Source organism: Aeromonas sp. LsrichE-8G (genome assembly GCF_022869435.1).
In the GTDB taxonomy this organism is placed as follows: Bacteria; Pseudomonadota; Gammaproteobacteria; order Enterobacterales; family Aeromonadaceae; genus Aeromonas; species Aeromonas caviae.
On the sequence record NZ_JALIHH010000058.1, the window covers coordinates 1 to 20158 of the forward strand.

Here is a 20158-nt window from a genome sequence, read left to right on the forward strand (position 1 = left end):
TGGTCACGCTCTTACTTTGTGGGCTCTTGCGGCGGTGCGCCGTTAGAGGTGATCAAGCAATACATTCAAAACCAGCGGGGCTGACGCCCCGGCGAAATTCCCCTCCCACCTACGTCGGAGGGAGTCCCCTTTCGCATTTAAGATGGTCCAGGCGAAGCAGCCGATGATGATGTTGAGGGTGCTGGCGCTCAGCAGGTTGGCGGTCATGCCGCCGAGCCAGGCACCGACCAGCATGCCGGCGCCCAGGCGCCGAATCATCCCCCAGTCTACCGCTCCTGCCTCCTGGTGCGCACGCAGGGAGCTGAAACCGGTGAAGATCATGGTGGGCAGCGAGGTGCCGAGGGCCAGATGGGTGATGATCTCCGGCGCCACGCCCTGTGCGTGAAAACTCAGGACCAGCACGGGGACGATGATGAGGCCGCCGCCGATACCGAACAGCCCGGCCAGCATGCCCGCGAAGGCGCCCAACACCAGATAGCCCACAAACAGCATAAACATTCCTTCAATAACGAAACAGCGGTCAACTTGACCGCCATTATCCATAAAAAAGAGATGGCATCTTGCCATCTCTTTATTGTGCCGATTAATGCAGGGGAATGGTACCGTCCATCACCTTGTAGAACGCCAGCACGGCGCAACCGAGCAGGGCTGCCGTCATCCCCTGCTCCAGCCGGTTGAGGCTGCGCAGACCGTGGTGCTGGCGCGCCTTCCAGTAGATGAAGATCCCCGGGCTGTAGAGCAGCGCCACCAGCAAGAGGTACTCCACCCCGGCGGCATAGACCAGCCAGCAGCCATAGACGGTGGCCACCAAGGCCAGCAGCAGGTCGCGCTTGCGCTGATGGGGCTGGCCCGCGTAGGTCTCCCCTTTCAACGCCAGCTTGAGGCCGTAAGCACCGGAGAAGACATAGGGCACCAGGGCCGCCGAGGTGGCGATGTTCACCAGCGCCAGGTAGGTGCTGTTCTGGAAGTAGATGATGATGAGGAAGATTTGCACCAGGCAGGTGGAGCACCAGAGCGACACCTTGGGGGAGCCGTTCTTGTTCTCCTTGGCGAACCAGGCCGGGAAGACCCCGGTCTTGCCGGCTATGTAGGGCACTTCCGCCGCCAGCACGGTCCAGCTCAGCAGGGCCCCCATCACCGAGATCACCAGGCCGATGTTGATGAGCCAGGCGCCCCAGGGGCCGACCACGGCTTCCAGGATCATGGCGGTGGAGGGGTTCTTGAGGGCCGCCAGTTGCGGCTGGTTCATGACCCCCAGGGAGAACAGGGTCACCATGACGTAGAGCGCCAGGGCCCCCAGCAGCGCCAGCACGGTGGCGCGGCCCACGTCCTTGCGATGGCGGGCACGGGCGGAGACCACCACGGCCCCCTCGATGCCGATGAAGACCCAGAGGGTCACCTTCATGGTGGACTTGACCTGATCCATCACGGAGCCGAGCTCGGGACTCCCCTGCCCCCAGAGATCCAGGGTGAAGGTCTCCATGTTGAAAGCGAGCAGGATGGCTACGCAGAAGACGATGAGGGGCACCATCTTGGCGATGGTGGTGACGATGTTCACCAGCGCCGCCACCTGGATGCCGCGCAGCACCAGGGCATGCACCGACCAGATGAGCAGGGAAGCGAGCGCGATGGCGACCGGGGTATTGCCGTCACCGAAGATGACATTGTCCGGCGTGTCGAAGAAGTAGCTCAGCGCACTGAACACCACGATGGCGTAGGAGACGTTGGCCAGCAGCTGGCACAGCCAGTAACCCCAGGCGGCGTTGAAGCCGACGAAATCCCCGAACCCTGCCTTGGCGTAGCTGAAGATGCCGCCATCGAGATCCGGTCGACGCATGGAGAGATTCTGGTAGACCAGGGCGAGGCAGATCATGCCGATCCCCGTGATGGCCCATCCCAGAGCGACGGCCCCGGCACTGGCGTGCGCTGCGATGTTTTGCGGCAGACTGAAAACCCCGGCACCGACCATGGAGCCGATCACCAGCGAAATGAGGGCACCCAGCCCCAGTTTCTTGTCCATCTCAAACCTGTTTTATTAGGCGGCGGCTGAGCATCCGTATTCATACAGCGCGCGACATGGGAGGGGCTAAAAATCCGTACCCCGTGAAAAAGGCGGCAACTATATTGCATGACTATTCCGGCCGCAATCCCTCTTGCCGTCAATCATGAGCCGCCTTGACCGCGCGCAATTTTACAGCACTGACCCGGGGTGCCTGTGAGCTGGTTCAAATTAAGAAAGACCCGTTGATATTTCACGACTTTTCATGATGTCGCCCCGCTTTTCAAAAAGCGGACCTGCATGGCTATGCACCCTTGCTCAGGGGCCTTTCCCCTGTAAAAACGCCCTGCAGGAGGGGCGTCAGAGAGGGTATATGCAGGGGGGGACTAGAGCCTCAAGCCGCCGTCCAGCTCGATCATCCGCCCCGACAGATAGTCGTTGGCAAGGATGAACTGCACCGTCTGGGCCAGCTGCGCAGCCTGCCCCAGGGTGCCCACCGGGATGGCCTGCTGCATGCGGGCCATGGCTTCGGGTTTCATCGCCGCCGTCATGTCGGTGGCAAAGACGCCGGGGGCGATGCCCATCACCCGGATGCCGTGACGGGCCAGCTCCTTCCCCCAGGTGACCACCAGAGAGGCCACTCCCGCCTTGCTGGCGGCATAGTTGCTCTGGCCCATGTTGCCAGCCCGGGCGATGGAGGAGATGTTGATGATGACGCCCCCCTCCCCGCCGATGGCCATCAGCGCCGCCCCCTCGCGCCCGCACAGGAAGGTGCCGGTGAGGTTGACGTCGATGACGCTCTGCCACTGGGCCAGGCTCATCTTCTCCGTCAGTGCCCCCTCCTTCACCTTGATCAGCATGCCGTCGCGCAGGATGCCGGCACAGTTGACGAGACCGTGCAGGGCACCGAACTGATCCTTGATGGCGGCGAAGGTCGCCTCGACCTCCGGCTCGCTTGCCACGTTGCAGACGAACAGGGCGCAGCGGCCGTCACGGCTGCGCACCTCCGCCTCGGTCACCTCCAGATCGGTGCGGTTGACGTCGATGAGCGCAAGCACGGCCCCCTGCTCCGCCAGACTCAGAGCGATGGCGCGGCCCAGCCCCCTGCCCGCCCCCGTGATGGCGATGACTTTCCGTGTGATATCCATAAATGCTCCTGGTGAGATGGCCGGTGACTGTCGAGTCAAAGACTATCGGGTAAATAGGTAGATAGCGGCCCTTAACCCGGCGCTGTCTTGTCCCGATAGAGCTCGAGGATGCTGGAAAAATCCTTGTTCTCCTGGCCCAAGCTCCCGTGCAGGTTGAAGAGGTTGCGGGCCAGGGCCCCCATGGGCACGGCGCTGTGGGCATGTTCCGCCAACGCCATGGCGAGCCCCAAATCCTTGACCATCAGCCGGGTCATAAAGCCCCCTGTATACCCACGCGACGCCGGCACGTTCTCCATCACCCCGGGCCAGGGGTTGTAGCGCTCCAGGCTCCAGTTGTTGCCCGAACTCTTGCCCATGATGGTGGAGAGCACGGCGGGATCCAGCCCCTCCTTGACCCCGAGCGCCAGCGCCTCGGCGGTGCCCGCCATGTGGATGGCGAGCAGCATGTTGTTGCACATCTTGGCGATCTGGCCAGCGCCAAGCGCCCCGGCGTGAAACAGGTTCTGCCCCATGCAGGCGAGCACGGGTCTGGCCGCTTCAAAATCCGCTTGTTCGCCGCCGACGATGAAAGTGAGCGTGCCCGCCGCCGCACCGGCCACGCCCCCCGAGACGGGGGCATCGAGAAAACGGATGCCGCTCGCCTTCGCCGCCGCCCCCACCTGACGGACCGAGGCCACGTCTATGGTGGAGCAGTCGATGACCAGGGCGCCGGGCGACAGGGCCGCCAGCAGATCCTGGCCACCCCGCTCACCGGCACTCTCCCCCAGCCAGAGGCTGCGCACGTGGTCGCCCGCTGGCAGCATGCTGATGACCAGCTCGCAGCCGCTCACCGCTTCCCGGGCATTCCCGGCGGCGAGGCAGCCGGTCTGGATGGCCCGGCTCAGGCTCTCGGGCACCAGATCAAACACCTGCACCCTGTGCCCCGCCTTGGCCAGGTTGGCGGCCATGGGCCCCCCCATGTTGCCAAGCCCGATAAACCCAATCCTTGTCATGGTGTGCTCCTTGTGTGTGATCCCGCGTCAGCGGAGGCGCAAGGGGTTGTCCCCCTCGGGCCAGCGATAGAAGGCATCCAGCCAGGCCTCACCCGTTTGCGGGGCCTGCCAGCGGGGGGATTTGTCCTTGTCGATGAGCAGGGCCCGCACCCCTTCCACGAAGTCCCCCCTGAGCACGCAATTGACCGAGAGGGTCAGCTCGTCGGCAAAGACCTCGGCCAGGGACTGGCGCCGTGCCTGCCAGAACTGGCGCCAGAGAATGGCGCGGCTAATGGGGCTGCCGCGAAGGCAGGTCTCCCGCCCCTGAACCAGCGCCGGTTCGTCCAGCTCGGCGCCCTCGAGGCGTGCCAGCACCCCTTGCAGGGAGCGGCCGGTCAACAGCGCATCGATGCGGGCCTGGTGGGGCAAGAGCACGGGGGTCGGCAGCGTCTGGCCAAGGGATCGCTGCAAACCGGTGAGCAGCACCTCGATCCGCTCGCAGGGGTCGCCTGCGGACCAGTCGAGGGCGGCGAGGCGCGCCGGCAGCTCGGCCCGCTCGCGGCTCCCCATGGCGTGACCCGCGAGCCCCAGGCCGATGGCGTCCGCCCCGTTGAAGCGGGCACCGGTGAGGCCGAGCCAGAGTCCGAGCCGCCCCGGCATCCGGCTCAAAAACCAGCTGGCCCCCACGTCCGGATAGAGGCCGATGGTCACCTCCGGCATGGCGAACAGACTCTTCTCCGTCACCACCCGAAAAGCGGCCCCGGCAAAGAGGCCGATGCCGCCCCCCATGCAGATGCCGTCCGCCACGCAGACAAGGGGCTTGCCGTAGCAGTGGATGTGATGATCGAGCCGGTACTCCTGCAGGAAGAAGTCGCGGGCATAGCCGAACAACTCAGAGTGGCTCGCCTCCTGCTTGCGGTAATAAAAGGAGCGGATGTCGCCACCGGCGCAGAATGCCTTCTCGCCGGCCCCCTGCAGCAGCACGCAGACGATGGCCGGATCCTGCTCCCAGCGGGTCAACGCCCCCTGCAACAACTGGATCATCTCAAGGCTCAGGGCGTTGAGGGAGGCGGGGCTGTCCAGAGTCAGCATGCCGATGTAGCGGCCATCCGCCGTGGGGTGGGTCTCGATGCGCACGGGCTCACTCATGGGCAGCCCCCGCAGACCGGGTATCTGCCCCTGCGACATGGCGGGCCGCCATCATTACCTCATTCATCCTTCACTCCCTCACTCTTTCGGTTTGGATTGGTCGTATCGCCAGCGCGGGGCCCGCTTCTCCAGGAAGGCCGCCACCCCTTCGCGCTGGTTGGCATCGTCAAACAGGGCGAGAAAGAGGCTGCGCTCGAGCGGCAGCGCCGCGTCCCTGTGAGTGCTTCGCCCCTGATTGATGAGCTGTTTGCAGGCGCGCAGGGCGCTCGGGCTCTGGCGCTCCACCAGCTGGGCCATCTGCTGCGCCGCCTCCCAGGCGTGCCCCTCGGTCACCACCTCCTCCACCAGCCCCATCTCGTAGGCCAGGGTGGCGCTCACCTTCTCGCCGCAGAGGATCATCCGCTTGGCCCAGCCCGGCCCCACCAGCTCGGTGAGGCGCTGGGTGCCGCCAGCACAGGGCAGGAGCCCCACCGAGGCCTCCGGCAACCCCAGCTTGGCCTGCTGCTCGGCGATGCGGATGTCGCAGGCCAGCGCGACTTCGAGCCCCCCTCCCATGGCATAACCGTTGATGGCGGCGATGCTGACCCCGTGAAAGCGGGCCAGCGCCTCGAAGGCGTGACCAAAGGCCTCGGCCACCTCGCGGGCATGCGCCAGGCTGCCGTCGGCGAACATCTTGAGATCGGCGCCGGCGCAGAAGAATTTCTCTCCGGCACCGCGGATCACCAGGGCCACCACGTCGGGGCGACCATCCAGCTCCACCATCATCTGCAAGAAGGCTTTCAGGCTGGCGAGCGTCCAGGTGTTGGCGGGTGGGTGATCGAGGGTGATGTAGGCCACGTGGCCGTGATATTCGAGCCTGATCCTTGTCATTGCGTTGTCCTTGTCAAAAAAACTGCCCCATGATGACAGGGTTGAATGGAGCCAACCTGCTCCTGGCTCACAAAGCCTGAGGACGTGCCGACTGCGTCCTCAGGGCAGGCCCCTCCCGCTACTCCAGCGCCAGGCCGGGGTCGGCCAGCAGGCGGCGGGCGATGATGAGCCGCATCACTTCATTCGTCCCTTCCAGAATGCGGTGCACCCGGGTATCGCGCAGATAGCGCTCAAGCGGATACTCGCGGATATAACCATAGCCGCCAAAGAGTTGCAGGGCGTCGTCGCAGATGCGGTGCCCCACGTCGGTGGCAAAACGCTTGGCCATGGCGCACCAAGCACTTTTGTCCGGGCTGCCCTCATCGAGTTTGGCGGCCGCCTGGCGCACCAGCAGGCGGGCGGCGGCGAGCTCGGTGGCCATGTCGGCCAGGCGAAACTGCACGCTCTGGAATTCGCTGATCGGACGCCCGAATTGCTGACGCTGGCGCACGTGCTCCAACGCGTCGTCCAGGGCCTGCTGGGCGGTGCCCAGCGAACAGCTGGCGATGTTGATGCGCCCCCCATCGAGCGCCCGCATGGCGAACTTGAACCCTTCCCCCTCCTCCCCCAGCCGGAAGCGAGCGGGAATGCGCACGGCATTGAAGTTCACCTCCCGGGTCGGCTGGCTGTTCCAGCCCATTTTTTCCTCCGCCTTGCCGTAGCTCACGCCGGGGGTCTGGGCCGGCACCATGAAGGCAGAGATCCCCTTGGCCCCCTCTCCACCGGTACGGGCCATCACCACCAGCACGTCGGTGCTGCCGGCGCCCGAGATGAACACCTTGCTGCCGTCGAGGAGGTAATCTTCGCCATCGCGCACGGCGCGGGTCTTGAGGGTCGCCGCGTCGGAGCCCGCCCCCGGCTCGGTGAGGCAGTAGGATCCCAGCAACTCGCCGCTGGCGAGCCTGGGTACCCACTCCTCGGCCACCTCGGCAGGCAACCAGCTGCCCAGCATCCAGCTCACCATGTTGTGGATGGTGAGATAGGCGGTGGTGGAGGTGCAGCCCATGGCGAGGCGCTCGAAGATGAGGCTGGCATCGAGCCGGCTCAGGCCCAGACCGTCATACTGCTCCGGGGTATAGAGGCCGCACAGACCCAGCGCCGCCGCCTGCTTGATGGTGGGGATGGGGAACTCGTGCTCCCTGTCCCAGCGCGCGGCGTGGGGTTTGAGCGCCAGATCGGCGAAGGCGCCGGCCGACTCGACACAGGCCCGTTGGGATTCGGTCAGGGTAAAATCCATCTTGTTCGCTTCCTTTGTATTTGTTCCGTCGATCCGTTGCTGTCAATGGGGGCACCCGGGCAAAGTGGGCAACCCCTGCCGTCAGCGCAGCTGAATGGTCATATTGGGGCCGCTGGGAATGTCTTCGTCGAACCAGCGTTCGGTGACCGTCTTGGTCTCGGTGTAAAAACGCACCGCCTGCTTGCCGTAGGCGTGCAGATCCCCGTAGAAGGAGCCACGCCAGCCGGTGAAGGAGAAGAACGGCAGCGGCACCGGGATGGGCACGTTGATCCCCACCTGGCCCACCGCCACCTCGTGGCGGAACTTGCGAGCGGCGGCGCCACAGCCGGTGAAGAGGGAGGTGCCGTTGCCATAGGGGTTGGCGTTGATGAGGGCAAGCGCCTCATCCAGGCTCCCCACCTCGAGGCAGGCCAGCACGGGCCCGAAGATCTCCTCCCGGTAGATGCGCATCTCGGGGGTCACGCCGCGAAACAGGGTTGGTCCCACCCAGTTGCCCACCGGGTAGCCGGGTACGTCGCAAAAACGGCCGTCCAGCAGGCACTCGGCTCCCTCGGCAATCCCCGCCTCGATAAGCCCCTCCACCCTGACTTTCGCCTCCGGGCTGATGAGGGGGCCGTAGGCCGCTTCAGGATCGTGCCAGACACCGGGTTTCACCTTGGCGAACTCGGCGGCGAGCTCGGGGATCCACTCCCTGGCGTTCCCCACGAACACCGCCACGCTGATGGCCATGCAGCGCTGACCGGCGGCGCCGACTCCCGCTCCCACGAGGTTGCCGAGTACCTGCGCCTTGTTGGCATCCGGCATGATCACCATGTGATTCTTGGCGCCGACAAAACACTGGGCCCGCTTGAGTTGCGACGTGGCGCTGCGATAGACGTGGCCGCCGACCCGGGCCGAGCCCACGAAACTGACTGCCTTGACATCGGGATGGGCCAGCAGCGCATCCACCTGCTCGGCGCCGCCATGCACCACCGACAGAATGCCCTTGGGGGCCCCCGCCTCGGTAAACAGCTCGGCCAGGCGCATGGGGGTGAGGGGATCCTGCTCGGAGGGCTTGAGCACGAAGCCGTTGCCGCAGGCCACCGCCAGCGGGAACATCCACAGCGGTATCATGGCCGGAAAGTTGAACGGCGTGATGCCGACGCAGACCCCGAGGGGCTGCACCCAGGAGTGGCCGTCGACCCGGCGCGCCACGTTGCCCATGGTCTCCCCCAGAGTCTGGCTCGCAATGGCGCAGGCCTGCTCCACCACCTCGATGCCCCGCCAGACGTCGCCCTTGGCATCCGCCAGGTTCTTGCCGGTTTCCTGGGCCAGCAGGGTCGCCAGCTCGTCGTGATGCACTTTCAACAGATGCTGGTAGTTGAACATCACCCGAGCCCGCTCGGGGGCCGGCACCTCCCGCCACTGCAGGTAGGCGTCGTGGGCGGTACGTACCGCATGCTCGATCTCGGCCGGGGTAGCCTTAGGCACCCGCGCCAGCAGACTCTGATCCGCCGGGTTGGTCACCTCTATCCACTCGTCGCTTGCGGACGGACACGCCTCGCCACCGATGTAGAGCGGCAGATCCCCGTACTGGGTGTGATGCTGGCTCATGCCCCCCTCCTAGCCCGTTGGCAGGCGATGGCAGGCCACCCTGGGCCGGCCACATCCATGTTGCTGTTGCACATCCTGTTCACTCCTTGCGCTCCTCTGCCCGAGTAGCCCCTTGCGGCGGGCTGCCATCGAATTTACCTTAGACTAACAATCAATTTACGTTTACGCTAACGTAAACTTGAATCACGAATGGACTGACCAGTCATCACCCTGATGGCAGGGGAAATCGGCAGTCCACTGCACCAAGGAGAGCACGGATGCATGCCCTGATGGATGAAACCCTCCAGGCCCTGACCGAACAGGTCGAGGCTTTCTGCCAGAAAGTGATCGCACCGCGCGCCAGCGAGATCGATCAGAACAACGCTTTCCCCCGGGATCTCTGGCCCCGGATGGGTGAGCTGGGGCTGCACGGCATCACGGTGGCAGAGGAGTATGACGGGGTGAACCTCGGCTATCTGGCCCATGTGCTGGTAATGGAGCAGGTGAGCCGCGCCAGCGCCTCGGTCGGCCTCTCCTACGGCGCTCACTCCAACCTCTGCATCAACCAGATCCACCGCCACGGCACCCCTGATCAGAAGGCGAGATACCTGCCTGATCTGGTCAGCGGCAAACACGTGGGGGCGCTGGCCATGAGCGAGCCGGGTGCCGGCTCCGACGTGGTGAGCATGCGCCTCACCGCGGTGCGCGAGGGGGATCACTTCGTGCTGAACGGCAACAAGATGTGGATCACAAACGGGCCCGATGCCGACACCTTCGTCATCTATGCCAAGACCGATGCCGCCGCCGGGCCCAAAGGGATTTCCGCCTTTATCGTCGAGGCGGGGACTCCCGGTTTTTCCACCGCCCAGAAGCTCGACAAGCTCGGCATGCGCGGATCCAGTACCTGCGAGCTGGTGTTCGACAACTGCCGGGTGCCGCAGGAGAACCTGCTGGGCCCCCTGCACGGCGGTGTCAAGGTACTGATGAGCGGGCTCGACTACGAGCGGGTGGTGCTGGCGGCCGGGCCCCTTGGCATCATGCAGGCCTGCATGGACGTGGTGCTTCCCTATGTGCGCGAGCGCAAGCAGTTCGGTCAGGCCATCGGCGAGTTCCAGCTGGTGCAAGGCAAGCTCGCCGACATGTATACCCGCCTCGCCAGCAGCCGGGCTCTGGTCTATTCGGTGGCGAGCGCCTGCGATCAGGGCCGCACCAGCCGCAAGGATTGCGCCGCCGCCATTTTGTTTGCTGCCGAGAACGCCACCCAGATGGCCCTCGAGGCCATCCAGCTGCTCGGCGGCAACGGCTACATCAACGAATACCCCACAGGCCGCCTGCTGCGGGACGCCAAGCTCTACGAAATAGGCGCCGGCACCTCGGAGATCCGCCGCTGGCTCATCGGCCGCGAGCTGATGGGAGAGAGCGCATGAGCAGGATCCACTCCCGCCTCGACACCGCGAGCCCCGACTATGAGGCCAATCGGGCCGCCATGCAGGCACTGGTCGACGATCTCAATGCCCGCCTGGAGGAGATAGCCTTGGGCGGCGGTGCTGCCAACAAGGCCCGCCACCAGGCCCGTGGCAAGCTGCTGCCCCGGGAGCGCATCGACCAGCTGCTGGACCCGGGTTCCCCCTTTCTCGAACTGTCGGCGTTGGCTGGCTGGCAGGTCTATGACGAGCCGGTGCCCGCCGCCGGCATCCTCACCGGCATCGGCCGGGTCTCGGGGCGCCTGTGCATGCTGGTGGTGAATGACGCCACCGTGAAGGGCGGCACCTACTACCCCCTCACGGTGAAAAAACATCTGCGCGCCCAGGCCATCGCCGAGCGGCTGCGCCTCCCCTGCCTCTATCTGGTGGATTCCGGCGGCGCCTTCCTGCCCATGCAGGACGAGGTGTTCCCCGACCGGGAGCATTTTGGCCGCATCTTCTACAACCAGGCTCGCATGTCGGCCCAGAGCATCCCCCAGCTGGCGGTGGTGATGGGGCTCTGTACCGCCGGGGGTGCCTACGTGCCCGCCATGGCGGACGAGTCCATCATGGTCAGGGAACAGGCCACCCTCTTTCTGGCGGGCCCGCCCCTGGTCAAGGCCGCCACCGGTGAGGAGATCAGCGCAGAAGCCTTGGGCGGCGCCGAGGTGCATTGCGTCCACTCCGGGGTGGCGGATCACATGGCCCGGGACGATGCCCATGCCCTGGCCATCACCCGCACCCTGGTAAGCAACCTGGGTGACAACCAGACGGCGGCGTCACCCGCCCCATCCGCTCCCTCCTATGATGAGCCGCACTACCCCATCGAGGAGCTCTACGGCCTGGTGGGCACCAGTCTCAAGCGCCCCTATGACGCACGAGAATTGATCGCCCGACTGGTGGATGGCTCTGTGTTTGACGAATTCAAGGCGTTGTTCGGCACTACCTTGGTGACGGGTTTTTCCCGCATTGAGGGCATGCAGGTGGGGATCCTCGCCAACAACGGCGTGCTGCACAGCGTCAGCGCCCAGAAGGGGGCCCACTTCATCCAGCTCTGCAACCAGCGGGGGATCCCGCTGCTGTTTCTGCAAAACATCACCGGCTTTATGGTGGGGAGTACGGCGGAGAAAGAGGGGATCGCCAAGCACGGCGCCAAGCTGGTAACCGCCGTGGCCTGCAGCCGGGTGCCCAAGATCACCCTGATCGTCGGCGGCAGCTTCGGTGCCGGCAACTACGGCATGTGCGGGCGCGCCTATGAACCGGATTTTCTGTTCAGCTGGCCCAACAGCCGCATCTCCGTCATGGGGGGCGAGCAGGCGGCCGGGGTGCTGGTGCAGGTGCGCCGGGACAAGCTGGCCGCCGAGGGCAAGACTCTGGGCGAGCCGGAGGCGGCCGACATTCGCGCCCCGGTGATAGCGCAGTACGAGCGCCAGGGTCACCCCTATTACGCCAGTGCTCGCCTGTGGGATGACGGCGTCATCGACCCGGTCCAGAGCCGCACCGTGCTGGCCCTGGCGCTGGCGGCCTGCCAGGGGGCCGAGCCGGGCCCCGGGCAGTACGGCATCTTCCGGATGTAAGGAGTTCATATGTCAGACCCGCTCTTCAACGATCCCCTTGCCCATTTTCGCCTGGAGCGCCACGGCCCGGTGATCGAGCTGGTGCTCGCCCGCCCGGCCCGTCACAACGCCATTGATGCCGACCTGATGCAGGGGCTGCTCGACTGCCTCGACGAGCTGGCCCACGGCCAGCCGCTGGCCGACCGCCCCCACGTGCTGCTGCTGCGCGCCGAGGGGCCGCATTTTTGCGCGGGCGCCGATCTCGAGTGGATGCGCAAGATGGCAGGGGAGGCGTTCGACCCCCGCGCCTTTGACAAGAATCGCGAGGACGCCCGGGTGCTGGCCCACCTGATGCAGGCACTGGACGAGCTGCCCTTCCCCACGGTGGCCCTGGTGCAGGGGGCCGCCTACGGCGGAGCCTTAGGCCTTGTCTGCGCCTGCGACATCGTGCTGGCCAGCGAAAATGCCCGCTTCTGCCTCTCCGAGGTGACCCTGGGACTGGTGCCTGCGGTGATCAGCCCCTACGTGGTGCGCGCCATGGGGATGCGCCAGGCCCGCCGCTACATGCTGAGCGCGGAGCCTTTCGATGCCATCACCGCCTGCCGACTCAACGTGGTGCACAGGCTCAGCCAGCCTGATCAGTTGCTGGCGGAGGGACGCGCCATGGCCCTGCGGTTGTGTCGCAACGGCCCCCAGGCGATGAAGGAGACCAAGCGGCTGCTGGCCGCCCTCGAAGGGCGCCCAGGCCACCAGCACGAAGAGCAGACCGTCGAGACCATCGCCCGGGTACGGGTCGGCCTCGAGGCCCAAGAGGGGATCCAGGCCTTCTTCGACAAACGCCCCCCAACCTGGCGCCCCCGTTTCAAGGACGAAGCATGACTCAATACCACCCCATCAAGCCCCTGCTGATCGCCAGCTGTGGTCAATATCACTGGAGTGTGGATCAACACGCTTCGCACATGTGCACCTTGAACAGCAGGGAGGTAGCATGACCAACCACACTCCCATCAAGCGCCTGCTGATCGCCAATCGCGGTGAAATCGCCGTGCGTATCATCAAGACAGCACGGCGCCTCGGCATTCACACCATCGCCCTCTACTCCGACGCCGACGCCCGCGCCATGCATGTGCGCGAAGCCGACGAGGCCTGGCATCTGGGGCCGGCCCCCGCCCGGGAGAGCTACCTCGACACCGGCAAGGTGCTCAAGATTGCCAAAGAGGCGAATGCCGACGCCATCCACCCAGGCTACGGTTTCCTCTCCGAGAACAGCGACTTTGCCACCGCCTGCGAACAGCGGGGCGTGCGCTTTGTCGGCCCAAGCGGCGCCGCCATCCTCGCCATGGGGGACAAGTCGGGGGCCAAGGGGCTGATGCAGGCAGCCGGCGTCCCCGTGCTACCCGGTTATCACGGCGCGGATCAGCACCCCGACTTTTTGCGCGATCAGGCGAGCCAGGTGGGCTTCCCGCTCCTTATCAAGGCAGCCAGTGGCGGCGGTGGCAAGGGGATGCGCCGGGTCGATCAGCTGGCCGACTTTGACGCAGCCCTGGCGGCGGTCAAGCGGGAGGCGAGTGCCGCCTTTGGCGACGACCATGTGCTGCTGGAGCGCTATCTCCCCTGCGCCCGTCACGTGGAGGTGCAGGTCTTTGCCGATGCCCTCGGCAACGCCATCTATCTGGGGGACAGGGACTGCTCCTTGCAGCGCCGCCACCAGAAGGTGATCGAAGAGGCCCCCGCCCCCGACATCTCCCCTGCCCTGCGCCGCGCCATGGGCGAGGCGGCCGTGGCTGCGGCCAAGGCCATCGCCTATCGGGGGGCCGGCACCATCGAGTTTCTGCTCTGCAAGGAGGAGTTCTTCTTCATGGAGATGAACACCCGGTTGCAGGTGGAGCACCCGGTTACCGAAGCCATCACCGGCCAGGATCTGGTGGCCTGGCAGTTGGCGGTGGCCGAGGGCAAACCGCTGCCCCTCACCCAGGAGCAGGTGGTGCTGCGTGGCCACGCGGTGGAGGCGCGCCTCTACGCCGAGGACGTGGCCGCCGGTTTTCTGCCAGCGAGCGGCCCCATCCACTGGCTCACCTGGCCCAAGGGGGTGCGCATCGACACCGGCGTCGGCGCCGGCGATGAGGTGAGCCCCTATTACGACCCCATGATCGCCAAGCTCGTCGCCCACGCACCGAGCCGCAGCGAAGCCTTTGCCACCCTGGCCGATGCCCTGGCGACACTGGAACTCGGCCCTCTGGTGCACAACGGCCCGCTCCTGCAACGCCTGTGCGAAGTGCCAGAGGTGCTGGCGATGCGCCACCACACCCAGTGGCCCATTCCCACCGACACCCTGCCTGTTCCGGCGATCGCCTGGCCCCTCGCCACCCTCTGGCTCGCCACTTGCGAGCGCGATGCCTCCCCCTGGCAGCAGGCCGCAGGCTTTCGGCTGGGCCCCACCCGCCGCTTTTGCGCCACGGTGCGCATCGGCGAGGAGACCCGCACTCTCCCCCTCACCGAGCGAGGAGGCGCCCTGCTCTGGCAGAGCGAGCAGATCCCGTTCGAACTCGGGTCAGATCAGATCCGCCTGTGCCAAGGTGGACATTGGCAACGCTATCCGGTGCAGCCCCTCGGCGAGGGCGCCTATTTGCTGCACCTGGCGGGCAGACGCATCCGCTTCTCGCTCGATGATCAGCATCATCAGCTCCACCATGATCATGACACGAGCCATGTCCCGGGCATCCTGGCCCCCATGCACGGCATCGTGGTGGCGCTGCAGGTCGAGGCCGGCCAGCCGGTCAGCAAGGGGCAACCCCTGCTGGTGCTGGAGGCGATGAAGATGGAGCACGTCCTCAAGGCTGACCGGGACGGGGTGATTGAGGCCCTGCAGTGCCGCCAGGGGGAACAGGTGAGCCAGGGCGCCCTGCTGGTGCGCTTTGCCGAGGACCATACCGCGCAGGAGGAGCGCTCATGAGCCACACGCACGAGAACCGGGACGACAAGGTCAGCCTGGTGGAGATGGGGCCGCGGGACGGCCTGCAAAATGAAGCTGCGACCCTCTCCCTGGCGCAGCGGCTGGCGCTCATCGCCCACCTGGCCGAGAGCGGGTTGCAGCGCATCGAGGTGGGGGCCTTCGTCTCTCCCAAAAAGGTGCCGCAGATGGCGGATTCCGCCGCACTCTTTAACGCCCTGCCGCGCAGGGGGCCGACCCGCTATGGCGCCCTGGTGCCCAATCTGCAGGGTCTGCAGGCCGCCATCGCCGCACGCGCCGACGAGATAGGCCTCTTCACCGCCTGCTCGGACGGCTTCACCCGGGCCAACATCGGCATCAGCGTGGAGGAGTCCCTGGTGCGCTTTGCCCCCCTGGTGCAGGAGGCGCGCAGCCTCGGCATCAAGGTGCGCGGCTACCTCTCCACCGTCATCGCCTGCCCGTTCGACGGCCCGACCCGCCCGAAACGGGTCGCCGCCCTGGCCGAGCGGCTGCTGGATCTGGGCTGCCACGAGATATCCCTCGGCGACACCATCGGCGTCGGCACCCCGGGCACCGTGGCTCCCATGCTGGATGCGGTACTGCACGAGATCCCGGCGGGCCGGCTTGCGGTTCATTTTCACGACACCTATGGCCAGGGGCTGGCCAACCTGCTGCCGGCGCTCGAGCGCGGGATCCGCACCATCGACTGCTCGGTGGCCGGGCTCGGCGGCTGCCCCTATGCCCCCGGCGCCTCCGGCAATGTGGCGTCGGAAGAGGTGGTCTATCTGCTGCACGGCCTTGGCATGAGCACCGGCGTCGACCTCGACCAGTTGGCCGCCACCGGCCAGTGGGTGAGCGAGTTGCTGGGGCGCCCCAACGGCTCCCGGGTCGGCCAGGCCCTGCACGGGAGGGGACGGCGCCTCGCACAAGAGCGCGAGCAGCGCCCCCCGGGAGGCCATCATGCATCATGAACTCGGCCCTTGCCGCGGGGCCAGGACCCCGCCAGCTCATCAGGAGGGCGCACCATGAGAGCCAGACACGCCAGTGGCAAGGAGAGGACCTACAGCATCTCGGAGCTGGCCCAAGAGTTCGACATCACCCCACGCACCATCCGCTATTACGAGGACGAGAGGCTCATCACCCCGACCCGGGAGGGGCAGACCCGCATCTACAGCCACAAGGACAGGATCCGCCTGAAATTGACCCTGCGCGGCAAGCGCCTCGGGTTCAGCCTGGCGGAGATCCGCGAGCTGTTCGACATGTACGACACCGACCGCTCCAGCCGGATGCAGCTTCACTCCATGATCCAGCTCATCGAGGCCAGACGCCACTCCCTGCGCCAGCAGCTGGAGGACATCCAGATGGTGATGGCCGAGCTCGATGCCGCCGAGCAGCGCTGCATCCACTCCCTCGGCGGCTTGAAAACCGACGGGGATTGACAGACTCTGGGGGTATCTCACCCCCGGTATCCCGGTTTTCCAGTGGATATCCGCAGTGGCAGGCCCTGACCCGGCAACCCCCTTGTTCCCACATCGCCCGTCGCGACATGCCGGACAGACTGGGCGGTTTGGGCAAGCGGCGAGGTGGGGCAAACGGGGGAAATCCGGCCTTGGTCGCACAATAATTCCCCAGCCCGGTCAGAGTGCGGCGCATCTCATGAGTCCTTCCCATGAACCGGGCACGATTAATTGCTACCATATGCGCATCAAATGGAGACCATCATGCTCAAGCCTCTGCCCGCTCGTCTGCTGCGCTATGCCCTCTATCTTCTCGCGCTCCTGCTCATCGGCATCACCATCCTGCTCTGGCAGGCGCCGACCCTCATCCAGCGCCATCTCCCCGGCTGGCTTGCCACCCATTACGGCCTGCACCTCTCCCTTGGCAAGATAGAGGTGGGGATCCGCTCCCCCTCCCTCGTGCTGGGTCCCAGCGCCCTGCTCGATGACCAGCAGCAAGCACTGGTGTCATTTGAAAAGCTGAAGCTCATTCCCGCCTTGAAAGCGAGCTGGCAGCAGCGCGCCCTGGTACTGGAAGAGGCCACCCTGACCGCCCCCAGGGCAGATATGGTGCGCCTCGAGGATCTCAAGGGGGAGGCGCGCTTCAACCTGACCGATGCACTGGCCTCCCTGCTCGCCCCTGCGCCGGAGCAAACGCCGCCAGCTAGCGCCGAGCCCGTGCTGGTGACCATCGGCAAGCTGTCCGTCGAGCAGGGCCGGCTCAGCTACCGGGACAGCCGCAAGCAGAGCAGCCCGGGGTGGGTGCCGCCCCTCACCCTGGACAAGCTCGCCCTGCACCTGCCCGGCTTTTCCACCGCAGAGGGGGTGCTCAACCCCTATCGCCTGAGCGCCACCGTCAACGAGAAGAGCCCCCTCAAGGCCGAAGGGGAGTTCGACATGATGAGCGGCGCCGGCAAGGGCAACCTCAGCCTTGGCAAGGTGGCCATCGCCCCCTTCGCCCCCCTCTGGGCCCCCTATCTCAAGGCGACCCTCGCCAAAGGGGAGGCCAGCGCCGAGCTCGCCTATCGCCTCACCCAGGGCAAGCAGGGACTGGACTGGCAGTTGTCAAAGGGCAAGCTGACCCTGGCCAACTGGCAGCTCACACGCAACAAGGGGGAGGAATTTGCCCGCTTCAAGCAGTTGGCGCTGACCGGGATCCGCATCGATGGCAACAAGCAGCGCCTTGAGCTCGATGCCGCCACCCTCAAGAGCCCGGCCATCACCGCCGTCCTCGACCACCAGCAACAACTGGATCTCGCGGACCTGCTGCTCCCCCAGAAGACCCCCAAGGGGGGCAAACAACCGGCCACCCCCGCCAAGCCCTGGCAATGGGCCCTCAAGCAGACCCGCATCGACCAGGGCAGCCTCACCCTGACCGAAGCCACCAGCGGCAAGCCCCTGAAACGGGCCATCTCCGCCATCGCCCTCACCCTGGGGCCCCTTGGCAGCCAGACCGCCCAACCCAGCCCCCTCACCCTCAACGCAGCCCTCGACACCAGGACGACGGTGGCGTTTGACGGCACCCTGGGGCTGACCCCCTTCACCCTGAACGGCGCCATCCGCCAGCAGGGGCTGCCGCTGACCCTGGCCCAACCCTACCTGCAGGATCTGCTGCGCATCAGCGTGCGGGACGGCGAGCTTGCCAGCCGCACCAGACTTGACCTGGTCACCGACCGCCAGGGGGCCATCAGCAAGCTGGAGATAAGCGGTGGACTCGAGGTCGCCGGGCTCAACGTGCTGGATCGAGCCGACAACCAGCGCCTGCTCCAGATAGAGAATCTGCAACTGAGCGGCCTGCACTATGATCGCCTGAGCCAGCAACTGCGTATCGCCGACATCCTGCTCAGCAAACCCTATGCCCGCATCGAGATCAACGAAGAGGGGATCACCAACGTGCAGCAACTGCTGCTGCCGCAACCCGCCGCGAACGCCAGGGAGAGCGCCCCCGCCCCGCACATCGTCATCGATCAGATCCGTACCGCCCAGGGCAACCTGCGCTTCGCCGATCGCAGCCTGAGCCCGGAGTTCGTGGTGGACATCGCCTCCCTCGACGGCCAGAGCCGCCACATCAGCAACACCCCGGGGCAGCGCTCCGAGCTCGCCTTCAACGGCAAGGTGGACCGCTATGCCCCCGTCACCATCCGGGGGGGCGCCAACCTGCTCATCGAGGATCCCGTGCTGGACGTGGCCGTGGCCTTCAACAATCTGGAACTCACCACCTTCACCCCCTACTCCAGCACCTATGCAGGCTATGCCATCGACAAGGGGCAGCTTTCCATGAAGCTCAACTACAAGCTGCAGGGCAACCGGCTGGAGGGGGACAACGACATCACCATCAAGAAGCTGCAACTCGGGGAGAAGGTCAAGAGCGAGCAGGCCAAGGATCTGCCCCTCGGCCTCGCCATCGCCCTGCTGAGCGATTCGAGCGGCGTCATCAAGATGAACCTCAAGGTGAAGGGCAATCTGGATCAGCCTGATTTCAGCCTGGGCAACATCTTCTGGGACGTGCTCGGCAATACCCTCGGCAAGGCCATCACCTCCCCCTTCTCCCTGCTTGCGTCCCTGACGGGGGGCACCAAGGATCTCGACGAGCTCCCCTTCCTGCCTGGCGATCCCGCCCTGACCCCGACCCAGCAGACCAAGCTGACCACCCTCGCGCAGGCCCTCAAGGAGAGGCCCAAGCTCAGCATGAACATTCGCGGCAAGGTCAACTTCAACGAAGAGCGCCCCATCCTCCAGCGCCAGAAGCTTGAGCGGCTGCTGGCCAAGACCACCGGCAGCCCGGTGTATTTGACGCTGCTGGAGCAGGATCCCGCCATGCAATCCGCACTGGCAGAGGCCTATGAAGCCAAGTTCAACGAAGATCTCGGGGATCTGGCCGACCGGTTGCGACTCGATGAAGGGAGCGAGGCCCTGCGCGCCCAGGCGGTGCTCCTGCTGCGGGATCAGCAGCTCATCACCGCCAAGTCCCTGCGAAACCTCGCCATGCGCCGCGCCCAGAACACCAAGGAGTATCTGGTGGATACCCAGGGCATCGCGCCGGAGCGCCTCTTCGTGCTCGACAGCCAGGTGAAGGAGACGGACAAGGAAGCCAAGGTGGTGCTGACCCTGGACAACTGATCCGGCGCCCGCCGGATGCCCCTCTTGTTTGCCCCGACGGCATATGGCCCGAGGGGCTCCCTCCCCTGACCCCTTCCATCAGGATATGTCTCTCGCTAGCCGTCCCGAACAATCCGGTTATCCCTTTATCCAGCATGTCGGCATGTCGGCATGTCAAAATAGATGGCCCGATCAGATATACAGTGTCTAATCGGGCCAATCCTGAACACTCTCTCGCGCACGCCACAGGGCCAACCCCGCGCCCCCCCTTCCATTTCGAAGCGTTTTTACTGGGCCCATGGCCCATCCCGCCTCTGGCTTTTTGACAAGGGCAGCCTCTGATCCTGCCCGTTGATCTTGCGCCCCTTTCGCCCGTGGCAGTCAACACGGCGCGCCTGCGGGTTTCTCAGGCGCCCCGCCCTTGTGTAGGGAACACGGTGGCGAGCGCGGGGTTGACGAGAAATTGACATCCTCCCCCACCTTAGCGCTTCGCGTCACAGGAGGGGGATCCCCATTACTGGGTGATAGCTGCTCGCGCAGTACCGGGTTCCTGCTTCATCGGGCGGCCTGATTGCACCACGCCTCCACAGGCTAAAACGGCGTGTCCCG

Annotated in this window: 15 protein-coding genes and 1 pseudogene; 8 read left to right on the plus strand and 8 right to left on the minus strand. The window is 65.7% G+C overall.

Annotated elements, in window-relative coordinates:
* The coding region (locus MUW49_RS11115; protein WP_244812789.1) for a transposase at positions 1 to 84 on the plus strand (84 nt) is incomplete at its 5' end.
* 57 nt (positions 85 to 141) lie between these two features.
* Here the strand turns inward: MUW49_RS11115 and MUW49_RS11120 are convergent.
* The 8 genes and pseudogenes from MUW49_RS11120 to MUW49_RS11155 form a co-directional block, all read right to left on the minus strand.
* Positions 142 to 492, minus strand: a pseudogene (locus tag MUW49_RS11120) (sulfite exporter TauE/SafE family protein); the annotation flags it as partial.
* A gap of 91 nt (positions 493 to 583) precedes the next feature.
* Positions 584 to 2020: an arginine-ornithine antiporter gene (arcD, locus tag MUW49_RS11125; protein ID WP_052815136.1), complete on the minus strand. Its 1437-nt coding sequence runs from the start codon at positions 2018 to 2020 to the stop codon at positions 584 to 586.
* 365 nt (positions 2021 to 2385) lie between these two features.
* On the minus strand, positions 2386 to 3147 hold the full coding sequence (locus MUW49_RS11130; protein ID WP_113725435.1) for an SDR family oxidoreductase: 762 nt from the start codon (positions 3145 to 3147) through the stop codon (positions 2386 to 2388).
* A gap of 71 nt (positions 3148 to 3218) precedes the next feature.
* Positions 3219 to 4139 (minus strand): 3-hydroxyisobutyrate dehydrogenase, encoded by a 921-nt coding sequence (gene mmsB, locus MUW49_RS11135; protein ID WP_244812777.1) that lies wholly within the window; start codon positions 4137 to 4139, stop codon positions 3219 to 3221.
* A 27-nt stretch (positions 4140 to 4166) separates the two neighbouring features.
* Positions 4167 to 5267 (minus strand): enoyl-CoA hydratase/isomerase family protein, encoded by a 1101-nt coding sequence (locus MUW49_RS11140; RefSeq protein WP_052816214.1) that lies wholly within the window; start codon positions 5265 to 5267, stop codon positions 4167 to 4169.
* A gap of 78 nt (positions 5268 to 5345) precedes the next feature.
* Complete coding sequence (locus MUW49_RS11145; protein ID WP_010674596.1) at positions 5346 to 6137, minus strand: enoyl-CoA hydratase; 792 nt, start codon at positions 6135 to 6137, stop codon at positions 5346 to 5348.
* A 118-nt stretch (positions 6138 to 6255) separates the two neighbouring features.
* On the minus strand, positions 6256 to 7413 hold the full coding sequence (locus tag MUW49_RS11150; RefSeq protein ID WP_244812779.1) for an acyl-CoA dehydrogenase family protein: 1158 nt from the start codon (positions 7411 to 7413) through the stop codon (positions 6256 to 6258).
* A gap of 81 nt (positions 7414 to 7494) precedes the next feature.
* Positions 7495 to 9006: a CoA-acylating methylmalonate-semialdehyde dehydrogenase gene (locus tag MUW49_RS11155; RefSeq protein WP_201972165.1), complete on the minus strand. Its 1512-nt coding sequence runs from the start codon at positions 9004 to 9006 to the stop codon at positions 7495 to 7497.
* Between the two features lie 257 nt (positions 9007 to 9263).
* Here MUW49_RS11155 and MUW49_RS11160 point away from each other — a divergent pair, with 257 nt between their 5' ends.
* From MUW49_RS11160 to MUW49_RS11190, 7 genes are all read left to right on the plus strand, one after another.
* Complete coding sequence (locus MUW49_RS11160) at positions 9264 to 10412, plus strand: isovaleryl-CoA dehydrogenase (RefSeq protein WP_244812781.1); 1149 nt, start codon at positions 9264 to 9266, stop codon at positions 10410 to 10412.
* Positions 10409 to 12025, plus strand: a complete 1617-nt coding sequence (locus MUW49_RS11165; protein ID WP_244812783.1) for a carboxyl transferase domain-containing protein — start codon at positions 10409 to 10411, stop codon at positions 12023 to 12025. The genes MUW49_RS11160 and MUW49_RS11165 overlap by 4 nt, the downstream gene beginning before the upstream one ends.
* Positions 12026 to 12034: 9 nt before the next feature.
* Entirely contained in the window at positions 12035 to 12883 is an 849-nt protein-coding gene (locus tag MUW49_RS11170) for an enoyl-CoA hydratase-related protein (protein WP_049636825.1), read from the plus strand.
* A gap of 109 nt (positions 12884 to 12992) precedes the next feature.
* Positions 12993 to 14957 carry a biotin carboxylase N-terminal domain-containing protein gene (locus MUW49_RS11175; protein ID WP_171864766.1) on the plus strand — a complete coding sequence of 655 codons (1965 nt, stop codon included), beginning with the start codon at positions 12993 to 12995 and terminating at the stop codon, positions 14955 to 14957.
* On the plus strand, positions 14954 to 15925 hold the full coding sequence (locus MUW49_RS11180) for a hydroxymethylglutaryl-CoA lyase (protein ID WP_244812785.1): 972 nt from the start codon (positions 14954 to 14956) through the stop codon (positions 15923 to 15925). The genes MUW49_RS11175 and MUW49_RS11180 overlap by 4 nt, the downstream gene beginning before the upstream one ends.
* 54 nt (positions 15926 to 15979) lie before the next feature.
* Entirely contained in the window at positions 15980 to 16393 is a 414-nt protein-coding gene (locus tag MUW49_RS11185) for a MerR family DNA-binding transcriptional regulator (RefSeq protein ID WP_048207571.1), read from the plus strand.
* 282 nt (positions 16394 to 16675) lie between these two features.
* Positions 16676 to 19570 carry a DUF748 domain-containing protein gene (locus MUW49_RS11190; RefSeq protein WP_244812787.1) on the plus strand — a complete coding sequence of 965 codons (2895 nt, stop codon included), beginning with the start codon at positions 16676 to 16678 and terminating at the stop codon, positions 19568 to 19570.
* Positions 19571 to 20158 lie beyond the last annotated feature (588 nt).

What these genes read in the sequence shown, in the direction of transcription:
- arcD (WP_052815136.1), bottom strand. Translation starts at nt 2,020, where the DNA reads ATGGACAAGAAACTGGGGCTGGGTGCCCTCATTTCGCTGGTGATCGGC.
- MUW49_RS11130 (WP_113725435.1), bottom strand. Translation starts at nt 3,147, where the DNA reads ATGGATATCACACGGAAAGTCATCGCCATCACGGGGGCGGGCAGGGGG.
- mmsB (WP_244812777.1), bottom strand. Translation starts at nt 4,139, where the DNA reads ATGACAAGGATTGGGTTTATCGGGCTTGGCAACATGGGGGGGCCCATG.
- MUW49_RS11140 (WP_052816214.1), bottom strand. Translation starts at nt 5,267, where the DNA reads ATGAGTGAGCCCGTGCGCATCGAGACCCACCCCACGGCGGATGGCCGC.
- MUW49_RS11145 (WP_010674596.1), bottom strand. Translation starts at nt 6,137, where the DNA reads ATGACAAGGATCAGGCTCGAATATCACGGCCACGTGGCCTACATCACC.
- MUW49_RS11150 (WP_244812779.1), bottom strand. Translation starts at nt 7,413, where the DNA reads ATGGATTTTACCCTGACCGAATCCCAACGGGCCTGTGTCGAGTCGGCC.
- MUW49_RS11155 (WP_201972165.1), bottom strand. Translation starts at nt 9,006, where the DNA reads ATGAGCCAGCATCACACCCAGTACGGGGATCTGCCGCTCTACATCGGT.
- MUW49_RS11160 (WP_244812781.1), top strand. Translation starts at nt 9,264, where the DNA reads ATGCATGCCCTGATGGATGAAACCCTCCAGGCCCTGACCGAACAGGTC.
- MUW49_RS11165 (WP_244812783.1), top strand. Translation starts at nt 10,409, where the DNA reads ATGAGCAGGATCCACTCCCGCCTCGACACCGCGAGCCCCGACTATGAG.
- MUW49_RS11170 (WP_049636825.1), top strand. Translation starts at nt 12,035, where the DNA reads ATGTCAGACCCGCTCTTCAACGATCCCCTTGCCCATTTTCGCCTGGAG.
- MUW49_RS11175 (WP_171864766.1), top strand. Translation starts at nt 12,993, where the DNA reads ATGACCAACCACACTCCCATCAAGCGCCTGCTGATCGCCAATCGCGGT.
- MUW49_RS11180 (WP_244812785.1), top strand. Translation starts at nt 14,954, where the DNA reads ATGAGCCACACGCACGAGAACCGGGACGACAAGGTCAGCCTGGTGGAG.
- MUW49_RS11185 (WP_048207571.1), top strand. Translation starts at nt 15,980, where the DNA reads ATGAGAGCCAGACACGCCAGTGGCAAGGAGAGGACCTACAGCATCTCG.
- MUW49_RS11190 (WP_244812787.1), top strand. Translation starts at nt 16,676, where the DNA reads ATGCTCAAGCCTCTGCCCGCTCGTCTGCTGCGCTATGCCCTCTATCTT.